This window comes from Micromonospora auratinigra (assembly GCF_900089595.1).
Taxonomy (GTDB): domain Bacteria; phylum Actinomycetota; class Actinomycetes; order Mycobacteriales; family Micromonosporaceae; genus Micromonospora; species Micromonospora auratinigra.
Window position 1 is genome coordinate 959,519 of record NZ_LT594323.1, and the last position, 15,830, is coordinate 975,348.

Below are 15,830 nucleotides of genomic sequence, written 5' to 3' on the forward strand. Positions count from 1 at the left end.
ATGGCCGAGCCCCGTTTCCTGGTCGTGCGCAACGACGAGGAGCAGTACTCGATCTGGTCGGCCGAGCGCGAACTGCCCGCGGGCTGGCACGACGCCGGCTTCGCCGGCAGCCGTGAGGAGTGCCTGGCGCACATCGACACCGTCTGGACCGACATGCGTCCCCGCTCGGTGCGCGAGGCCACCTCATGAGCCAGGAGTGGACCTTCCCGGCCAGCTTCGCCCAGGAACGGGTGTGGATGGCCAACCAGCTCGACCCGGAGTCGCCGGTCTTCAACGTCTCCGTCCCGTACCGCTTCCCGGGCGCGGTGGACGCCGAGGCGGCCACCGCCGCGCTGGACCGGCTGGTCGCCCGGCACGAGGCGCTCCGTACCCACCTGCGGGTCGACGACGGCGTGCTGGTGCAGGTGATCCGGGCGCACGAGCCGGTCCGCGTACCGGCCGAGGACCTGAGCGGCCGGTCCGCCGCCGAGCGTGACGCCCGCGTCGAGGAGCTGCGCGGCGAGCTGGCCCGCACCCCGATCCCGCTGGACGCGCCACCGCTGTGGCGGGCCCGCCTGCTGCGGGTGGACGAGGGCTGGTGGCTGATGTTCGTGGTGCACCACGCGGTCTTCGACAGCCACTCGGCGGTGCTGTTCCACCGGGAACTCGCCGCGATCACCGAGGCCACCCTCGCCGGCGTCGAGCCCGACCTGCCGGAGCTGCCCATCCAGTACGCGGACTTCGCGGTCTGGCAGCGGGGCCAGCTGACCGGGGCGGAGCTGGACCGCCAGCTCGCCTTCTGGACCGACCACCTCACCGGCGCGCCACCGGTGACCGGGCTGCCGCTGGACCGGCCCCGCCCGGCCCGCCTCGGCTTCGCCGGCGACGAGGTGCGCTTCGACCTGCCGGAGGGGCTGCTCGACCGGGTCGGCGCGCTGGCCACCGGCGCCGCAGCCACCCCGTACATGGTGCTGCTGGCCGGCTTCGCGGCGCTGCTGTCCCGGATCTCCGGCGACACCGACGTGGTCGTCGGGGTCTCCACCGCGGGCCGGGACAGTCCCGAGCTGGCCCCGCTGATCGGCATGTTCGTCAACCCGGTGGCGCTGCGCTGCGACGTCACCGGCGACCCGACCTTCCGGGAACTGCTGAACCGGGTACGCGACGGCCTGCTCAACGCGATGGACCACGGCCAGACCCCGTTCCAGCGCATCGTCGAGGCGGTCGACCCGCAGCGTGACCCGTCGGTGCAGCCGATCTTCCAGACCGCGCTGAACTTCATCCCGGACTCCGGGCTGGACCCGGTGCGGCTCGGCACCACCAAGGACGACCTGGCCTTCGACATCACCACCGGGGAGAGCCGCCTGGTCTACCGGACCGAGCTGTTCGACCGGTCCTCCGCCGAGGCGGTCGTGGAGCGCTACGTCCGGCTTCTCGACGCCGCGGTGGGCGACCCCGACCGCCCGGTCGCCGGGCTGCCGCTGCTCGCCCCCGCCGACGCCGACCGGCTGCTCGGCACCGGCGCCGACGACGCCCACGACGTGCCGCCGAGCACCGTGCCGGACGAGGTGCAGCGGCAGGCCGCCGCCACCCCGGACGCGGTCGCGCTGGTCTGCGACGGCGTCGGACTCACGTACGCCGAGCTGAACACCGCCGCGAACCGGCTCGCCCGGCTGCTGGTGGCCCGGGGCGCCGGCCCGGAGGACCGGGTCGCGCTCGCGCTGCCGCGCTCCTGCGACCTGGTGGTGGCGATCCTCGCGGTGCTCAAGTCCGGCGCCGCCTACGTGCCGGTGGACACCACCTACCCGGCCGGGCGGATCGGGTACCTGCTGGAGGACGCCGCGCCGGCCCTGGTGGTGGCCGCCCCGGAGACCGCGGCCCTGGTGCCGGGGGAGGCGCTGGTGCTGGACGGGGAGGTGGGCGCCGACCAGTCCGGCGCGGACCTCACCGACGCCGACCGGCGGGCGCCGCTGCGCCCGGAGCACCCCGCCTACGTCCTCTACACCTCCGGCTCCACCGGCCGGCCCAAGGGCGTGGTGGTGGAGCACCGGGCGGCGACCGCCTACCTGGCGTGGGCCCGGCACACCTATCCGGGGCTGGCCGGCACCGCGCTGCTGCACTCGCCGGTCGCGTTCGACCTGACCGTCACCGGCCTGCTCGGCACCCTCACCGCGGGCGGCACGGTCCGGCTCGCCGCGATCGACGAGCCGGCGGCCCGCGCCGGTGGCCGGCCGGACTTCCTGAAGGTCACCCCGAGCCACCTGCCGCTGCTCGACGGCGAGCTGTCGCCCACCACCGACCTGGTGATCGGCGGCGAGGCGCTGACCGGCGAGCAGCTCGCCGGCTGGCGGGCCGCGCACGGGGACGTCGCGGTGATCAACGAGTACGGCCCCACCGAGGCGACCGTCGGCTGCGTCGCGGCCCGGATCGCCCCCGGCGAGCCGGTCCCGCCCGGCCCGGTGCCGATCGGCACGCCCACCTGGAACACCCGTGCGCTGCTGCTGGACGCCGCGCTCCAGCCGGTGCCGTCGGGCGTGGTCGGCGAACTGTACGTCGCCGGCACCCAGCTCGCCCGTGGCTACCACCGCCGCCCGGGGCTGACCGCCGAGCGCTTCCTGCCCTGCCCGTACGGGCCGCCGGGGCAGCGGATGTACGCCACCGGCGACCTGGCCCGCCGGCGGCCGGACGGCTCGCTGGAGTACCTGGGCCGCCGCGACGACCAGGTCAAGGTGCGCGGCATGCGGATCGAGCTGGGCGAGATCGAGGCGGCGCTGCTGGCCCACCCGGACGTCCGGGCGGCCGCCGCGGCGGTCCGGATCGACTCCGGCGAGCCGGTCCTGGTCGGCTACCTGGTCGGCCCGGCCGTCGAGGAGTCGGTCCGCGCCGAGCTGGCCCGTGAGCTGCCGGCGCACCTGGTGCCGAGCGCGCTGGTCCGGCTCGACGCGCTGCCGCTGACCCCGAACGGCAAGCTGGACCGGGCCGCGCTGCCGGCCCCGGCCACCGTCGCGCCCGCCGAGGACAGCTACGTGCCGCCGCGCACCGACGCCGAGTCGCTGGTCGCCGAGGTCTTCGCCGAGATCCTCCAGGTGGAGAAGGTCGGTGCCCTGGACGACTTCTTCGCCCTCGGCGGCAACTCGCTGCGCGGCATGCGGGCGATGGCCCGGATCCGCGCCGAGGTCGACGTCGAGCTGCCGATGCGGGCGCTGTTCAGCAGCCCGGTGGTGGCGGACCTGGCCGCCCGGATCGAGGAACGGATCGCCGCCGAACTCGACGGACTCTCCGACACCGAGGTCGCCGCGCTGCTCGCGGCGGAAGAGGAAGCGCGCTGATGACCGACCTGAAGGATCCGACCCGGGAAGCGGCCCGGCAGGCGCTGATCGCCCGGCGACTGCGGGCCCGCCAGGCCGCTCCCACGGCCCGGATCACGCCCCGGCCCGCCGACGCCGAGGTGCCGCTGTCGTACGCCCAGGAGCGGGTCTGGTTCATGGACCAGCTCGCCCCGGGCGAGGCCGCGTACCACATCGCGGTGCCGCTGCGGGTGCGTGGCCCGCTCGACGTGGACGCGCTGCGCGCCGCCCTGGCCACCCTGACCGCCCGGCACGAGTCGTTGCGGACCCGCTTTCCGGCGGACGCCGACGGCCGGCCCACCGTGGTGGTCTCCGGGACCGTCGAGGTGCCGCTGACCATCGTGGACGCCGCCGACGAGCAGTCCGCGCAGGCGCTCGTCGACGCGGCCGCCGCCGAACCGTTCGACCTGGCCCAGGGTCCGCTGCTGCGGGCCCTGCTGGTCCGGCTGGCCGAGGACGACCACGTGCTCTTCCTCGCCCAGCACCACATCGTCGGCGACGGCTGGTCGGTCGACGTGCTGCTGCGCGACCTGATCACCGCCTACCGGGGCGGCGAGCCGCCCACCCTGCCCGTCCAGTACGGCGACTTCGCGGTCTGGGAGGCGCGGGAGCTGGACGGCCCGCAGGCGCGGGCGCACGTCGACTACTGGAAGCAGCGCCTCGCCGGGATCACCCCGCTGGAGCTGCCGGTGGACCGGCCCCGGCCGGCCACCCAGACCTACCGGGGCGACTTCGTCGAGTTCACCGTCGGGCGGGACGTGCTGGACCGGCTCGGCGAGCTGACCCGGGCGGCCGGCGGCACCCTCTTCATGACCCTGCTCGCCGCGTACCAGGTGCTGCTGGCCCGGCACGCCGGCCAGGAGGACTTCGCCGTCGGCGCGTCGGTGGCCGGGCGCTCCGCGCCGGAGCTGGAGAACGTGGTCGGCATGTTCATCAACATGCTGCCGCTGCGGGCCGAGCTGGCCGGCGACCCGAGCTTCACCGAGCTGCTGGAGCGCACCCGGCGCGGCGTGCTGGACGCCTTCGAGCACGCCGACGTGCCGTTCGCGAAGGTGGTCCACGAGCTGGGCCTGCCCCGCGACGTCAGCCGCTCCCCGGTGTTCCAGTCGATGTTCGTGCTGCAGAACTACGAGATGGGCCGCTTCTCCGGCGTCTCCGGGGTGTCCGGCGCCGAGGCGGTCAGCTTCGACTGGACCCCGATGGAGCTGCGCGCCACCCGGTTCGACTTCGAGCTGCACGCCGTCGAGGTGGCCGACGGGCTCTGGGGGAAGCTGGTCTTCAACACCGACCTGTTCGACCGGGACACCGTCGAGCGGATGGCCGCGCGCTGGACCGCCCTGCTCGACGCGATCGTCGCCGCCCCCGACACCCCGGTCTCCCGGCTGGCGCTGCTGCCCGCCGGGGAACGCGAGCTGCTGGCGGCCTGGAACGACACCGCCGCCGACTTCCCGCGTGAGCAGACCCTGCACGGCCCGATCGAGGAGCGCGCCGCGGCCACCCCGGACGCCGTCGCGCTCACCGTCGAGGGACGCAGCCTCACGTACGCGGAGCTGAACGCGGCGGCCAACCGGGTCGCGCACCGGCTGCGCGCCGCCGGGGTGAGGCCGGAGACCCTGGTCGGGGTCTGCGCGGAACGCTCCGTCGAGCTGGTCGCCGCGCTGCTCGGCGTGCTCAAGGCCGGCGGCGCGTACCTGCCGCTGGACCCGGAGTACCCGGCCGACCGGCTGGCCTTCATGCTCACCGACGCGGACGCCCCGGTGGTGCTGGTCCAGCGGCACCTGCGCGACGTGTTGCCGGCCACCGCCGCCGAGGTGCTCGACCTCGACGACGCCCCGGTCTGGGCCGACCAGCCGACCACCGACCCGGCCCCCACCGCCGGCCCGGAACACCTCGCGTACGTCATCTACACCTCCGGCTCCACCGGCCGGCCCAAGGGCGTGCCGAACACCCACCGGGGCATCGTCAACCGGCTCGACTGGATGCAGAAGACCTACCGGCTCGGCGCCGACGACGCGGTGCTGCAGAAGACCCCGGCCAGCTTCGACGTGTCGGTGTGGGAGTTCTTCTGGCCGCTGCGCGAGGGCGCCCGCCTGGTGCTGGCCAAGCCCGGCGGCCACAAGGACGCCGGCTACCTGCGCGACCTGCTGGTCGCCGAACGGATCACCACCGCGCACTTCGTGCCGTCCATGCTCACCGTCTTCCTCGCCGAGGAGGGCGTCGAGGCGGCCACCGCGCTGCGCCGGGTGATCTGCTCCGGCGAGGAACTGCCGCTCGCCTCGGCGGTCGACTTCACCGCCCGGCTGCCCTGGTGCGGCCTGCACAACCTGTACGGCCCCACCGAGGCGGCCATCGACGTCACCGCATGGGCCTGCGAGCCGGCCCGGCTGGCGGAGGTGACCGGCGTGCCGATCGGCGCGCCGATCGCCAACCTGCGCCTGCACGTGCTCGACCCGGCCGGCGGGCAGTGCCCGGTCGGCGTCGCCGGTGAGCTGCACATCGGCGGCGTCGGCCTGGCCCGCGGCTACCACCGCCGGCCCGCGCTGACCGCCGAGAAGTTCGTCCCCGACCCGTACTCCGGCCAGCCGGGCGACCGGCTCTACCGCACCGGCGACCTGGCCCGCTGGGTGGTCGGTCCGGACGGCTCCGGCGTGATCGAGTTCCTCGGCCGGATCGACCACCAGGTGAAGCTGCGCGGCCTGCGGATCGAGCTGGGTGAGATCGAGAGCGCGCTGCGCGACCAGCCGGGGGTGACCGAGGCGGCGGTGATCGTCCGCGAGGACAGCCCCGGCGACAAGCGGCTCACCGCGTACCTGGTCGGGTCGGCCGAGCACGGCGCGGTGAAGGCGGCGCTGAAGGAGACGCTGCCGGAGTACATGGTGCCGGCCGCGTTCGTCACCCTCGACGCGCTGCCGTTGAGCCCCAACGGCAAGCTGGACCGCAGGGCGCTGCCCGCGCCGGTGGTCACCCGCGAGGCGTCGGTGGCGCTGGTCGAGCCGCGCGACGACACCGAGCGGGCGCTCGCCGCGATCTGGTCCGAGGTGCTCGGTGTGGACACCCTCGGCATCGACGACGACTTCTTCGACCTGGGTGGGCACTCGATGCTCGCCACCCAGGTGGTCGCGAAGATCCGCAAGGCGGAGCTGGGCGGCCGGGCGGTCGGCGTGATGGACCTGTTCCAGCAGCGGACCATCCGCGACCTGGCCGGGTTCATCACCGGCGACGCCACCCAGGAGGGGCCGCGTCGGCTGCTCTACGAGCTGACCAAGCCGGTGCCGGCCGACCGGCGGGTGCTGTCGTACGTCTGCGTCCCGTACGGCGGCGGCAGCGCCATCGTCTACCAGCCGCTGGCCGACGCGCTGCCCGCCGGGCACGCGCTCTGGTCCCTGGCGATCCCCGGCCACGACGTCGGGCTCGCCGAGGACGCGCTGCCCTTCGAGGAGCTGACCGGCCGGGTGGCCGAGGAGATCCTGGCACGGGTCGAGGGCCCGATCGCCCTCTACGGCCACTGCGGCGTGGGCAGCGCGATCGTCGCCGAGGTGGCCCGCAAGGTGGAGGCGGCCGGCCGCGACATCGAGGCCGTCTACATCGGGGCGATGTTCCCCTTCGCCCGCCCGAAGGGCCTCTTCGCCCGGGCCCGCAACCGGCTGGAGCAGCTGCGCAGCAACCGGCACTACGCGAGCTGGCTCAAGTCGATGGGCGTCGACACCGACGAGCTGGACCCGGAGCAGGCCGACCGGATCATCAGCAACATGCGGGCCGACTCCCGCGCCTCCGAGGAGTACTTCACCCGGCTGCTCGACCAGCGGGCGACGAAGCTGCGTGCCCCGATCATCTCGGTGGTCGGCTCCGAGGACCCGGTCACCGACTACTACCGCGAGCGGTACGCCGAGTGGCAGTTCCTCAGCGACACCCTCGGCCTCGTCGTGCTCGACCAGGCCGGCCACTTCTTCCTCAAGTACCGCGCCGGGGAGCTGGCCGAGATCGTCACCCGGGTCCACCCGGCGGTGACCGCCGGGGACGTCACGCCGCTGGGCCCGGCGGCCCGCGGTGAGGACGCCGACTGGGTGGTCCTCGACCGGCTCCGGGTCGGCGCGGCGGAGCAACCGGCGAAGGCCGTGGTGAAACCGAGCATGGGACGCTTCCTGGCGGTCACCGTCGGGCAGCTCGTGTCCAGCACCGGCTCGGCGCTTACCGCGTTCGCCCTGCCGATCTGGCTGTTCAACCGGACCGGTTCGGTCGCCGACCTGGGGCTGCTCTGGGCGCTCGCGCTGGTCTGCGGCGTGCTGATGCTGCCGGTGGCCGGCGCGATCATCGACCGGGTCGACCGGCGCAAGGTGATGATGCTGACCAGCTCCGTCGCCGGCACGGTGCAGCTGGTGCTGGCCGCGCTGCTGTGGACCGACTCGCTGGTGCTCTGGCACATCTACGCCCTGGTGGCGCTCAGTTCGGTCGCCGGGTCGTTCCAGCGGATCGCGTTCCAGTCCGCGGTGCCGCAGCTGGTGCCGAAGCGCTACCTCGGGCACGCGATGGGCATCACCCAGCTCTCCACCGGGGTGGCCACCCTGCTGATGCCGGTCTTCGCCGCCGGCCTGCTCGCCGCGATCGAACTCAAGGGCATCCTGCTCGTCGACGTGGCCAGCTACGTGGTGGCGATCGCGACGCTGGCCGTGGTCCGCTTCCCCGACCTGCTCGGCTGGCGGCCCCGGGAGCGGCTGCTGGTCGCCATCGCCAACGGCATGCGCTACTCCTGGCAGCACCGGGGCTTCCGGCTGATGCTCGGCTACTTCGCGCTGGGCAACATCTTCCTCGCCCCCGCCCTGGTGCTGGCCACCCCGCTGGTGCTCTCCTTCGGCGGCCCCACCCAGGTGGCGCAGGTGGCGCTGGCCGAGGCGGCCGGCGCGGTGGCGGGCGGCGTGCTGATGTCGGTCTGGGGCGGTCCGCGCCGGCGGCGGATGATCGGCGTGCTGATCGGCAACCTGGCCACCGCGATCGGCTGCGTGCTGATCGGTCTGGACGCCTCGTTGACGATGATCTGCGTCGGCATGTGCTGGCTGGCCATGGCGATGACCACCGCGCAGTCGATCTACGCGACCATCGTCCAGGTCAAGGTGCCGCAGCGCTTCCACGGCCGGGTGTTCAGCCTCAACCAGACCATCTCCTGGTCCACCCTGCCGATCGGCTTCGCGCTGCTCGCGCCGGGCGCCACGGCCCTGTTCGAGCCGATGCTCGCCCCGGGCGGAGCGCTCGCCGACTCGGTCGGCGCGGTGATCGGCACCGGTCCGGGCCGGGGCATCGGCTTCGCGTACGTCTGTTTCGGGCTGATCCTGGTGCTGATCACGCTGGGCGGGTTCGCCATCCGGCTGCTGCGCCGCTTCGACCTGGAGGTCGAGGACTCGCTGCCCGACGACCTGATCGGCGCGCAGGAGCGGGAACGGCGGCTCGCCGCCCGGGCCGCCGAGCGTGCGGAGGGGGAGCTGGTCGAGGCCTGAGCCGTACCGCCTCGACGGGGCCGCCGGCACGGAGCCGGCGGCCCCGCCGCGTCACCAGTCGGTGGGCGGATCCGCCAGCTCGGACTCGGGCAGCTCCGCCGGCTCGGCCACCCAGGCCGAGTAGACCGGCACCCCGTGCCACGGCCCGCCCGCGTCGTCGGTGGCCACCGCCACCACCGCGTACGGGTGCCCGAAGCGCAGCTCCGCGATCCGGGCCACCCCCTCCGGCGGCAGCGCGACCGCCATCGCCATCCCGGTCAGCGCGGCGGCCTCGAAGCCGAACCGCCCGAAGCGGGCCACCGCCGTCTGCCGCACCTCGTACGCCGGCAGCGGCGCGTCGATCAGCGTGCCCAGCGCGCGCGCCGCCGCGTCGAAGCCGAAACCCGCGCCGGAGAGGTCGTGCGTGCTCTGCACCGCCCAGCAGGGCAGCACGGCGGTGGCCTGCTCCTCCCGACCGTCGGCGGCGAAGGTCCGGGTGGGCCGCTCGGACAGGCTCCAGAGCGGGGTGTCGCCCAGCGGCAGGTCGAACAGCGACCGCCGGCCCGGGATGGCGCCGGTCGCCGCGGCCACCGCCAGCTCCTGGGCGGCCGCGAGCACGTCCCCGGCGGCGACCTCGGGCGCGGCGGCCACCGAGACGACCAGCATCCCGGCCCCGTCGCCCTCGGCCACCGGCCGGGCCGGGGCGGCGTGCACGGCCACCTCGCCGGCCCGCGCGGTGTTCGCGATCGCGCAGTCGTGCCCCCACTGCGGGGTCCGCAGCGCCCGGCGCAGCCGGCCCGCCCAGGCGCTGCCCGCGCCGAGCCCGGCCGCCTCGGTCACCTCGAAGGGGTCCGCCCAGGACAGCCGGGTGGCCAGGGCGGAGGCGAGTACCAGCAGCGTCTGCGGGGTGACCTCGACCGGGAACCGGTCGATCAGCCCGGCGGTGTGCTCGCGCGCCCACGCGTCCAGGGCCGCCGCCCCGGGCAGCGGGCCGGTCGCGGTCCGCCGCGGCAGGCCGGCCCGCCAGCGGGCCAGGCCGTCGAACGGCCGCCGCTCCCACACCGCGCTGGCGGAGGCGACCAGCGGGTGCGGCGTCTCCAGCAACGCCCGGGCGGTCGCGGCGGCCTGCTCGACGTCGGTGCCGAGCGCCTCGGCCAGCGCTCGCCGGTCGTCGCCGCTGGCGGCGGTGCCGGTCAGGGCGAGCAGCAGCCAGGCGCCGAGCGGCGAGGTGACGTGGTGGTCGTCGCCGGCGGCGCGGTGCAGCCGCTCGGCGTAGCGGGCGAGGGGTCCGTGGAGTGGGTTCACCGCTCCACTGTGCCGGTCGGCGGCTCGTCCGGCACGCCCGCCCGACACGGATCCCGGGCCAGGTCAGGAGAACAGCTCGAACGGCTCGTCGATCTCCTCGCCGGCGAGGAACGCCGGCAGCAGTTCGGGCAGCCGACCCGGGTAGCAGCGGGGGCGTTCGGCGAGCAGGTCGGCGAGCGGCCACCAGCGGAAGCCGAAGTAGTCCTCCAGCTCGTAGTCGAGCCGCTCCGTCTCGTCGACGTCGGGTCCCGGCCCCGGCAGCCGGACCGGCACCACCACCTCGTCCTGGAGGTGGCGTCGCTGCCGGTGCACGAAGCTGGCCCGGCGTCGCCAGCTGGCCGCGCCGACCTGGTCCGGGCGGACCACGATCCCGGTCTCCTCCCGCAGCTCCCGCACCGCCGCCTCCAGGTACGTCTCCCCGGGGTCGAGGCCGCCGCCGGGCAGCTCCCACCAGGTGCCGAGGCGGGGATGGTCCGGATCGTGGGTGTGGAACAGCAGCAGCCGGTCGGTGACGTCGCGCACCACCAGCCGCACCGCGCGGCGTTCGACGACGGGCAGGTCGGCGGGCAGTTCCGGGTGCACGGCTCCTCCAGGAGGGTCGGCGCCGGCCGGTCCCCGCTGGGAGGATGGCGACCATGTCGCAGCTCTTCGGTGAGGTGGCCGGCGAATACGACGAGGCCCGGCCAGGCTATCCGGCGGCGCTCGTCGAGGCGGTGCGCACGTACCACGGCGGGTCGCCGGGCACCCTGGTGGAGGTGGGCGCCGGGACCGGGCTGGCCACCCGCACGCTGCTCGGGCTGGGCGCGGCGATGACCTGCGTGGAGCCGGACCGGCGGATGGCCGCCGCGCTGGCCGAGCGCTTCCCGCAGGTCGACGTGGTGGTCGTCCCGTTCGAGGAGTGGACCCCGCCGGCCGGTGGCGTGCCGGCGCTGGCCTGCGCGATGGCCTGGCACCTGCTCGATCCGGCCGGCCGCAACCGGCGGGCCCACGACGCGCTCGTCCCGGCGGCACGCTGGCCGTCTTCGCGCACCGCTACGACCACGTCGACCCGGCGCACCGGGCCGTGATCCGGGCCGCCGTCGAGTCGGCCGATCCGGGGTCGGGCCGGGACACCCCCGAGGACTGGTTCCACGCCGACGTCGCCGGCAGCGGCCTGTTCACCGACGTCGGCACCCGGCGGTTCCGCCGGGAGGTGCCGCTGGACACGGCCGCGTACCTGCGCCTGCTCGACACGCTCTCGTCGCAGCTGCGCCGCCCGCCGGCACGGCGCGAGCGGGTCCGCGCCACGGTCGGCGCGGCGATCGACGGGTTCGGCGGCCGGGTCGTGCTGGACCTGCGCACCACGCTGGTGCTGGCCCGCCGCCCGGCCTGACCGGCCGCGGCCGGGCTCAGGCCCGACCGGTGTCGGTCGCCGGGCCCGGGTCCGCGTCGATCACCCGGGCCACCTCGACGGGCAGCGGGTACGGGCGCTCGACCGGCAGCAGCGCCGCCGCGCCCGGCTCGTCCCCGGCGGTGAGCCGGTCGTGCACCGCCCGGGCCAGCGGCGTCACGTCGCGCAGCCCGACGATCCAGTCGTCGACGTACCGGTGCACCGCCTCCCCGGTGAGCCCCACCTGCACCGCCCGGTACGGCAGCGGCGCCAGCCGCAGCGAGCGTTCCGGGTCCCACTGCACCCGTACCGGGCTGTGCTTGAGCTGGCGGCGCCAGGCGGCCCGGTCGGCGTGCAGCCGGGCGTCGTACCCGCTCAGGGCGGCCCGGGACAGCGCCCAGGCGAAGCCGGTCCGGCTGATCTCGACCGCCAGCACCCGGTCCTGGCCGGGCTTGAGCGCCCAACCGCAGCGGTACATCATCCAGCGGAACGACGGCTTGATCCAGGTCATCCGCTCCCGTTTGAACGGGGCCACGAACCGGCCGGCGGCCAGCGCCGCGTCGGCGATCTCCGGCGGGTACGCCTGGTACACGGTCAGGGTGTCGGCGGTGAAGGCGGCGCGGATCTGTTGGCGGGGCACGGTCACCCGGTCATGGTGGCGGGTGACGGGGGCGCCGGCCACCGGGTTTCGCCGCCGCGCGCCCGGCTGCGCCGGACGATAGGCTGCCCGCCGTGGCAGGTCTGTTGAGGAACGTGGCGTCCAGGTTGGGTCGGCTCACCGGGGGTGCGGGCGCGCCCGCCGGCAGCCCCGCGCGCATTCCGGCGCAGGTGGCCCGGCGCCGCCAGGTGAGCGCGTTGCAACGGCGGGAGCTGTCGTACGCCCCGGAGCCGGACGGGCAGGCCGATCCGGGCGAGATCGTCTGGACCTGGGTGCCGTACGAGGACGACCCGCGGCAGGGCAAGGACCGCCCGGTGCTGGTGGTCGGCCGGCAGAGCCGGACGCTGTTCGGGTTGATGCTGTCCAGCCAGAGCGAGCGGGACGGGCAGCGGCACTGGCTGGCGCTCGGCCCGGGGGAGTGGGACCGCGACCACCGCCCCAGCTGGGTACGCCTCGACCGGGTGCTCACCATGCGCGAGGACAGCATCCGCCGGGAGGGCGCGGTGCTGGACCGGCCCCGCTTCGACCGGGTGGGTCAGGCACTGCGCGCCGGCTACGGCTGGCGGTAGGGACTCCGCGCCGTGACGGCGGACCGGGCCGCGCTCAGCACTCGGCCATCAGCTGGCGCGGCACCCGGCTCGCCCCGACGCTCTTCGCCTGGTACATCGCCGCGTCCGCGCGGCAGAGCGCGTCGGTGAGCTGGGTGGGGCCGTGCACCGGGGCGAGCCCGACCGAGGCGGTCACCCGCACGGTGCGCGCGCCGAGCGGAATCGGGTCGGCGAGCGCCTCGCAGAGCCGCCGGGTCGCCTGCTCGATCCAGCGCCGGTCCATGGTCGGGCCGCGCAGCAGCCCGGCGAACTCGTCGCCGCCCAGCCGGGCCACCAGGTTGTCCCCGGCGAACGCGGTCAGCCGCTGCGCGACGCTGATCAGCACCTGGTCCCCGGCGGCGTGCCCGTAGCGGTCGTTGACCTGCTTGAAGCCGTCGAGGTCGAGCACCACCGCGACGAGCGGCTTGCCGGCCGCGTCGGTGAGCAGCGCCGCGGCCATCCGGAAGAAGGCGCGCCGGTTGGGCAGCCCGGTGAGCGGGTCGTGGCTGGCGGCGTGCCGCTCGGCCTCCAGTTCGGCCTGGAGCAGTTCGATCTCCGCCTCGGCGCGCAGGGCCCGGCGGCGCAGCTGCCAGGCGGAGACGAGGGCGCCGGCGGCGGAGATACCGGAAGCGACGGTCATCGGGTCCGGCACGCGCCCTCCTCACCGCAGCCTCGGCCTTGCCGGCGACCGTGTTTTCCCTGGTCGCAGCCGGGAGTGGGGTCACCCAAAGTGAACACCTGGGTACACCGCACGTGCGTTATCATGCCCACTGTCCATTGCAGATGCAATAGCAGATGCACGTGCATCTCGGGCGCCAGACGACGACACCCCCGCCGCCACCCACCGCCCCTCCCCGCGGCATCGGCCGGCTCTTCCACAGAAGGACGCCCCATGCAGCAGCCCCAGAACGGCGTACCGACCAGTCACCTGCCACCGCTGCGCTGGCAGAAGAGCCGCCGGAGCAACCCCAGCGGCAACTGCGTCGAACTGGCGGAACTCCCCGGCGGCGCCGGGATCGCGGTGCGCAACTCCCGGCACCCGGACGGGCCGGCGCTGATCTACACGGTGGACGAGATCGCCGCCTTCGTGCTCGGCGCGCGCGACGGGGACTTCGACCATCTCATCGCGCGGCCGCCGTCCCGCTGACGGGACCGACTCGGCCGTCCGGAGGAGTTCTCCTCACTGACGGTCCATGGCATGCTTACACGTCGGCCGGGCTGGGGCGTCCGGCCACGACAGTCGGCAGGCGAGGGGCGAGCGGTGACCATGGTGCCCACCGAGGGCGGTCCGACCAGCGGGCCGACGGTGCTGCGCATGCTGCTCGGGGCGCAGCTGCGTCGGCTGCGGGAGGAAGCCGGGGTCACCCGGGAGGCCGCCGGCTGGGAGATCCGGTCCTCCGAGTCGAAGATCAGCCGGATGGAGCTGGGTCGGGTCGGCTTCAAGGAGCGCGACGTCACCGACCTGCTCACCCTCTACGGCGTCACCGCCGCCGACGACCGCGAGGCACTGCTCAAACTCGCCCGCGACGCGAACAGCCCCGGCTGGTGGCACCGGTACGGCGACGTGCTGCCCGGCTGGTTCCAGTCCTACCTCGGCCTGGAGGCCGCCGCCGCGCTGATCCGCACGTACGAGGTGCAGTTCGTGCCGGGTCTGCTGCAGACCGCCGACTACGCCCGCGCGGTGATCCTGCTCGGCCACCGCAACGCCCCCACCGCCGAGGTCGACCGGCGGGTGAAGCTGCGCATGGAGCGGCAGCAGGTGCTGCGCCGCAGCACCCCACCGCAGCTCTGGGCGGTGCTCGACGAGGCCGCGCTGCGCCGGCCGATCGGCGGGCCGGCGGTGATGCGGCAGCAGCTCGACGCACTGATCGAGGCCACCACCGCGGCGCACGTGCGGCTCCAGATCGTCCCGTTCGACGCCGGTGGGCACGCCGCCGCCAGCGGGGCCTTCAGCATCCTGCGCTTCGGCGACCAGGACCTGCCGGACATCGTCTACATCGAGCAGCTCACCAGCGCCATCTACCTCGACAAGCGCGACGACCTCGACTACTACGCGCTGGCCATGGAACGGCTCTGCGTGGAGGCCGCCCCGCCGGAGCGGACCCCGGAGCTGCTCGCCCGGATCCGCGACGAGCTCTATCCCGGCTGACCGGCGGGCGTCGCCCCGGCCGGGTCGGGCATTACCATGTCCGCGTACCGGCGACAGTGGACGGACGCCACCGGCGGAGGTGGCGCAGAGGCTGGAGGCAGCTGTGACCACCGAAGTGCCCGTGAGCGACCCCGGCCACCCCAGCGACCGGATCGACACCTCGGTGGCCCACCCCGCCCGCCGCTACAACTACTGGCTCGGCGGCAAGGACAACTTCCAGGCCGACCGGGAGTCCGGCGACCAGATGGCCGCGCTCTTCCCGAGCATCCGGATCAGCGCGGTGGAGAACCGGCGGTTCCTCCAGCGTGCCGTCGGCCACCTGGCCCGGGAGGCCGGCATCCGGCAGTTCCTCGACATCGGCACCGGCATCCCCACCGCCGACAACACCCACGAGGTGGCCCAGTCGATCGCCCCCGAGGCCCGGGTGGTCTACGTCGACAACGACCCGATCGTGCTCGCCCACGCCCGGGCCCTGCTGACCAGCTCCGCCGAGGGCGCCACCGCGTACATCGACGCCGACCTGCGGGACCCGGAGAAGATCCTCGGCCACCCCGACCTGCGACGCACCCTCGACCTCTCCCGGCCGGTCGCGCTGATGCTGGTGGCGGTGCTGCACTTCGTGCCGGACGGCGACGACCCGTACGCGGCGGTCACCCGGCTGCTCGACGCGCTGCCCGCCGGCAGCTTCCTCGCCGCCTCGCACGCCACCCACGACTACCTGCCGCCGCAGTTGGCGGCGGAGGCCAGGATCGCGGCCCGCGGCGGCGGCCCGCACGGCGTGATCAACCTACGCGGTCGCGACGAGTTCAGCCGCTTCTTCACCGGGCTCGACCTGATCGAGCCCGGCATCTGCTCGGTCTCCGAGTGGCGCGCCGACGAGGTGGCCGGGCCGCGGCCCACCGTCGCCGAGGTGAGCATGTACGGCGGGGTCGCCCGCAAGCCCTGACCCACCCGGCGGGGTGGCCGGCGCC

At 74.9% G+C, this 15,830-nt stretch carries 13 protein-coding genes; 9 read left to right on the forward strand and 4 right to left on the reverse strand.

The annotated features are described in order from the left end of the window. The 3 genes from GA0070611_RS04300 to GA0070611_RS04310 are packed head-to-tail and all read left to right on the forward strand — an operon-like array spanning position 1 to position 8,812. Positions 1 to 189 (forward strand): MbtH family protein, encoded by a 189-nt coding sequence (locus GA0070611_RS04300; RefSeq protein WP_091657772.1) that lies wholly within the window; start codon positions 1 to 3, stop codon positions 187 to 189. Next, on the forward strand, positions 186 to 3,305 hold the full coding sequence (locus GA0070611_RS04305; protein WP_091657776.1) for a non-ribosomal peptide synthetase: 3,120 nt from the start codon (positions 186 to 188) through the stop codon (positions 3,303 to 3,305). Before GA0070611_RS04300 ends, GA0070611_RS04305 begins: the two co-directional genes overlap by 4 nt. Then, positions 3,305 to 8,812, forward strand: coding sequence for a non-ribosomal peptide synthetase/MFS transporter (locus GA0070611_RS04310; protein ID WP_091657780.1), 5,508 nt, complete (start codon positions 3,305 to 3,307; stop codon positions 8,810 to 8,812). Before GA0070611_RS04305 ends, GA0070611_RS04310 begins: the two co-directional genes overlap by 1 nt. A gap of 51 nt (positions 8,813 to 8,863) precedes the next feature. On the opposite strand, the gene GA0070611_RS04315 is transcribed toward GA0070611_RS04310, so the two are convergent. Both GA0070611_RS04315 and GA0070611_RS04320 read right to left on the reverse strand, forming a co-directional pair. Next, positions 8,864 to 10,096, reverse strand: coding sequence for a serpin family protein (locus GA0070611_RS04315; RefSeq protein WP_091657783.1), 1,233 nt, complete (start codon positions 10,094 to 10,096; stop codon positions 8,864 to 8,866). Between the two features lie 63 nt (positions 10,097 to 10,159). Beyond that, a complete protein-coding gene (locus GA0070611_RS04320; protein ID WP_091657788.1) occupies positions 10,160 to 10,678 on the reverse strand; it encodes an NUDIX hydrolase in 519 nt (172 codons plus the stop codon). A 53-nt stretch (positions 10,679 to 10,731) separates the two neighbouring features. Between GA0070611_RS04320 and GA0070611_RS04325 the strand changes: the two genes are divergently transcribed. Together GA0070611_RS04325 and GA0070611_RS04330 are read left to right on the forward strand one after the other, a co-directional pair. After that, positions 10,732 to 11,163 carry a class I SAM-dependent methyltransferase gene (locus GA0070611_RS04325; RefSeq protein ID WP_091657792.1) on the forward strand — a complete coding sequence of 144 codons (432 nt, stop codon included), beginning with the start codon at positions 10,732 to 10,734 and terminating at the stop codon, positions 11,161 to 11,163. Then, on the forward strand, positions 11,160 to 11,468 hold the full coding sequence (locus GA0070611_RS04330) for a hypothetical protein (protein ID WP_091657795.1): 309 nt from the start codon (positions 11,160 to 11,162) through the stop codon (positions 11,466 to 11,468). Before GA0070611_RS04325 ends, GA0070611_RS04330 begins: the two co-directional genes overlap by 4 nt. 16 nt (positions 11,469 to 11,484) lie before the next feature. Here GA0070611_RS04330 and GA0070611_RS04335 read toward each other — a convergent pair whose 3' ends face one another. Next, a complete protein-coding gene (locus tag GA0070611_RS04335) occupies positions 11,485 to 12,111 on the reverse strand; it encodes a DUF4291 domain-containing protein (protein ID WP_091672437.1) in 627 nt (208 codons plus the stop codon). Between the two features lie 86 nt (positions 12,112 to 12,197). On the opposite strand from GA0070611_RS04335, the gene GA0070611_RS04340 reads away from it, so the two are divergent. Beyond that, complete coding sequence (locus GA0070611_RS04340) at positions 12,198 to 12,692, forward strand: type II toxin-antitoxin system PemK/MazF family toxin (RefSeq protein ID WP_091657799.1); 495 nt, start codon at positions 12,198 to 12,200, stop codon at positions 12,690 to 12,692. A 34-nt stretch (positions 12,693 to 12,726) separates the two neighbouring features. On the opposite strand, the gene GA0070611_RS04345 is transcribed toward GA0070611_RS04340, so the two are convergent. Continuing rightward, positions 12,727 to 13,362 carry a GGDEF domain-containing protein gene (locus tag GA0070611_RS04345; RefSeq protein WP_091657804.1) on the reverse strand — a complete coding sequence of 212 codons (636 nt, stop codon included), beginning with the start codon at positions 13,360 to 13,362 and terminating at the stop codon, positions 12,727 to 12,729. Positions 13,363 to 13,602: 240 nt separating this feature from the next. On the opposite strand from GA0070611_RS04345, the gene GA0070611_RS04350 reads away from it, so the two are divergent. The 3 genes from GA0070611_RS04350 to GA0070611_RS04360 all read left to right on the forward strand — a co-directional run bounded on the left by GA0070611_RS04350 (position 13,603) and on the right by GA0070611_RS04360 (position 15,805). Then, a complete protein-coding gene (locus GA0070611_RS04350; RefSeq protein ID WP_091657808.1) occupies positions 13,603 to 13,857 on the forward strand; it encodes a DUF397 domain-containing protein in 255 nt (84 codons plus the stop codon). Positions 13,858 to 13,977: 120 nt separating this feature from the next. After that, on the forward strand, positions 13,978 to 14,859 hold the full coding sequence (locus tag GA0070611_RS04355; protein ID WP_407940428.1) for a helix-turn-helix domain-containing protein: 882 nt from the start codon (positions 13,978 to 13,980) through the stop codon (positions 14,857 to 14,859). Positions 14,860 to 14,962: 103 nt separating this feature from the next. Continuing rightward, positions 14,963 to 15,805 carry an SAM-dependent methyltransferase gene (locus GA0070611_RS04360; protein WP_091657817.1) on the forward strand — a complete coding sequence of 281 codons (843 nt, stop codon included), beginning with the start codon at positions 14,963 to 14,965 and terminating at the stop codon, positions 15,803 to 15,805. The last annotated feature ends 25 nt before the right edge of the window (positions 15,806 to 15,830 follow it).

Excerpts from the sequence above, each read along its gene's own strand:
- GA0070611_RS04325 (WP_091657792.1), top strand. The coding sequence starts at position 10,732 with ATGTCGCAGCTCTTCGGTGAGGTGGCCGGCGAATACGACGAGGCCCGG.
- GA0070611_RS04355 (WP_407940428.1), top strand. The coding sequence starts at position 13,978 with ATGGTGCCCACCGAGGGCGGTCCGACCAGCGGGCCGACGGTGCTGCGC.
- GA0070611_RS04310 (WP_091657780.1), top strand. The coding sequence starts at position 3,305 with ATGACCGACCTGAAGGATCCGACCCGGGAAGCGGCCCGGCAGGCGCTG.
- GA0070611_RS04300 (WP_091657772.1), top strand. The coding sequence starts at position 1 with ATGGCCGAGCCCCGTTTCCTGGTCGTGCGCAACGACGAGGAGCAGTAC.
- GA0070611_RS04305 (WP_091657776.1), top strand. The coding sequence starts at position 186 with ATGAGCCAGGAGTGGACCTTCCCGGCCAGCTTCGCCCAGGAACGGGTG.
- GA0070611_RS04350 (WP_091657808.1), top strand. The coding sequence starts at position 13,603 with ATGCAGCAGCCCCAGAACGGCGTACCGACCAGTCACCTGCCACCGCTG.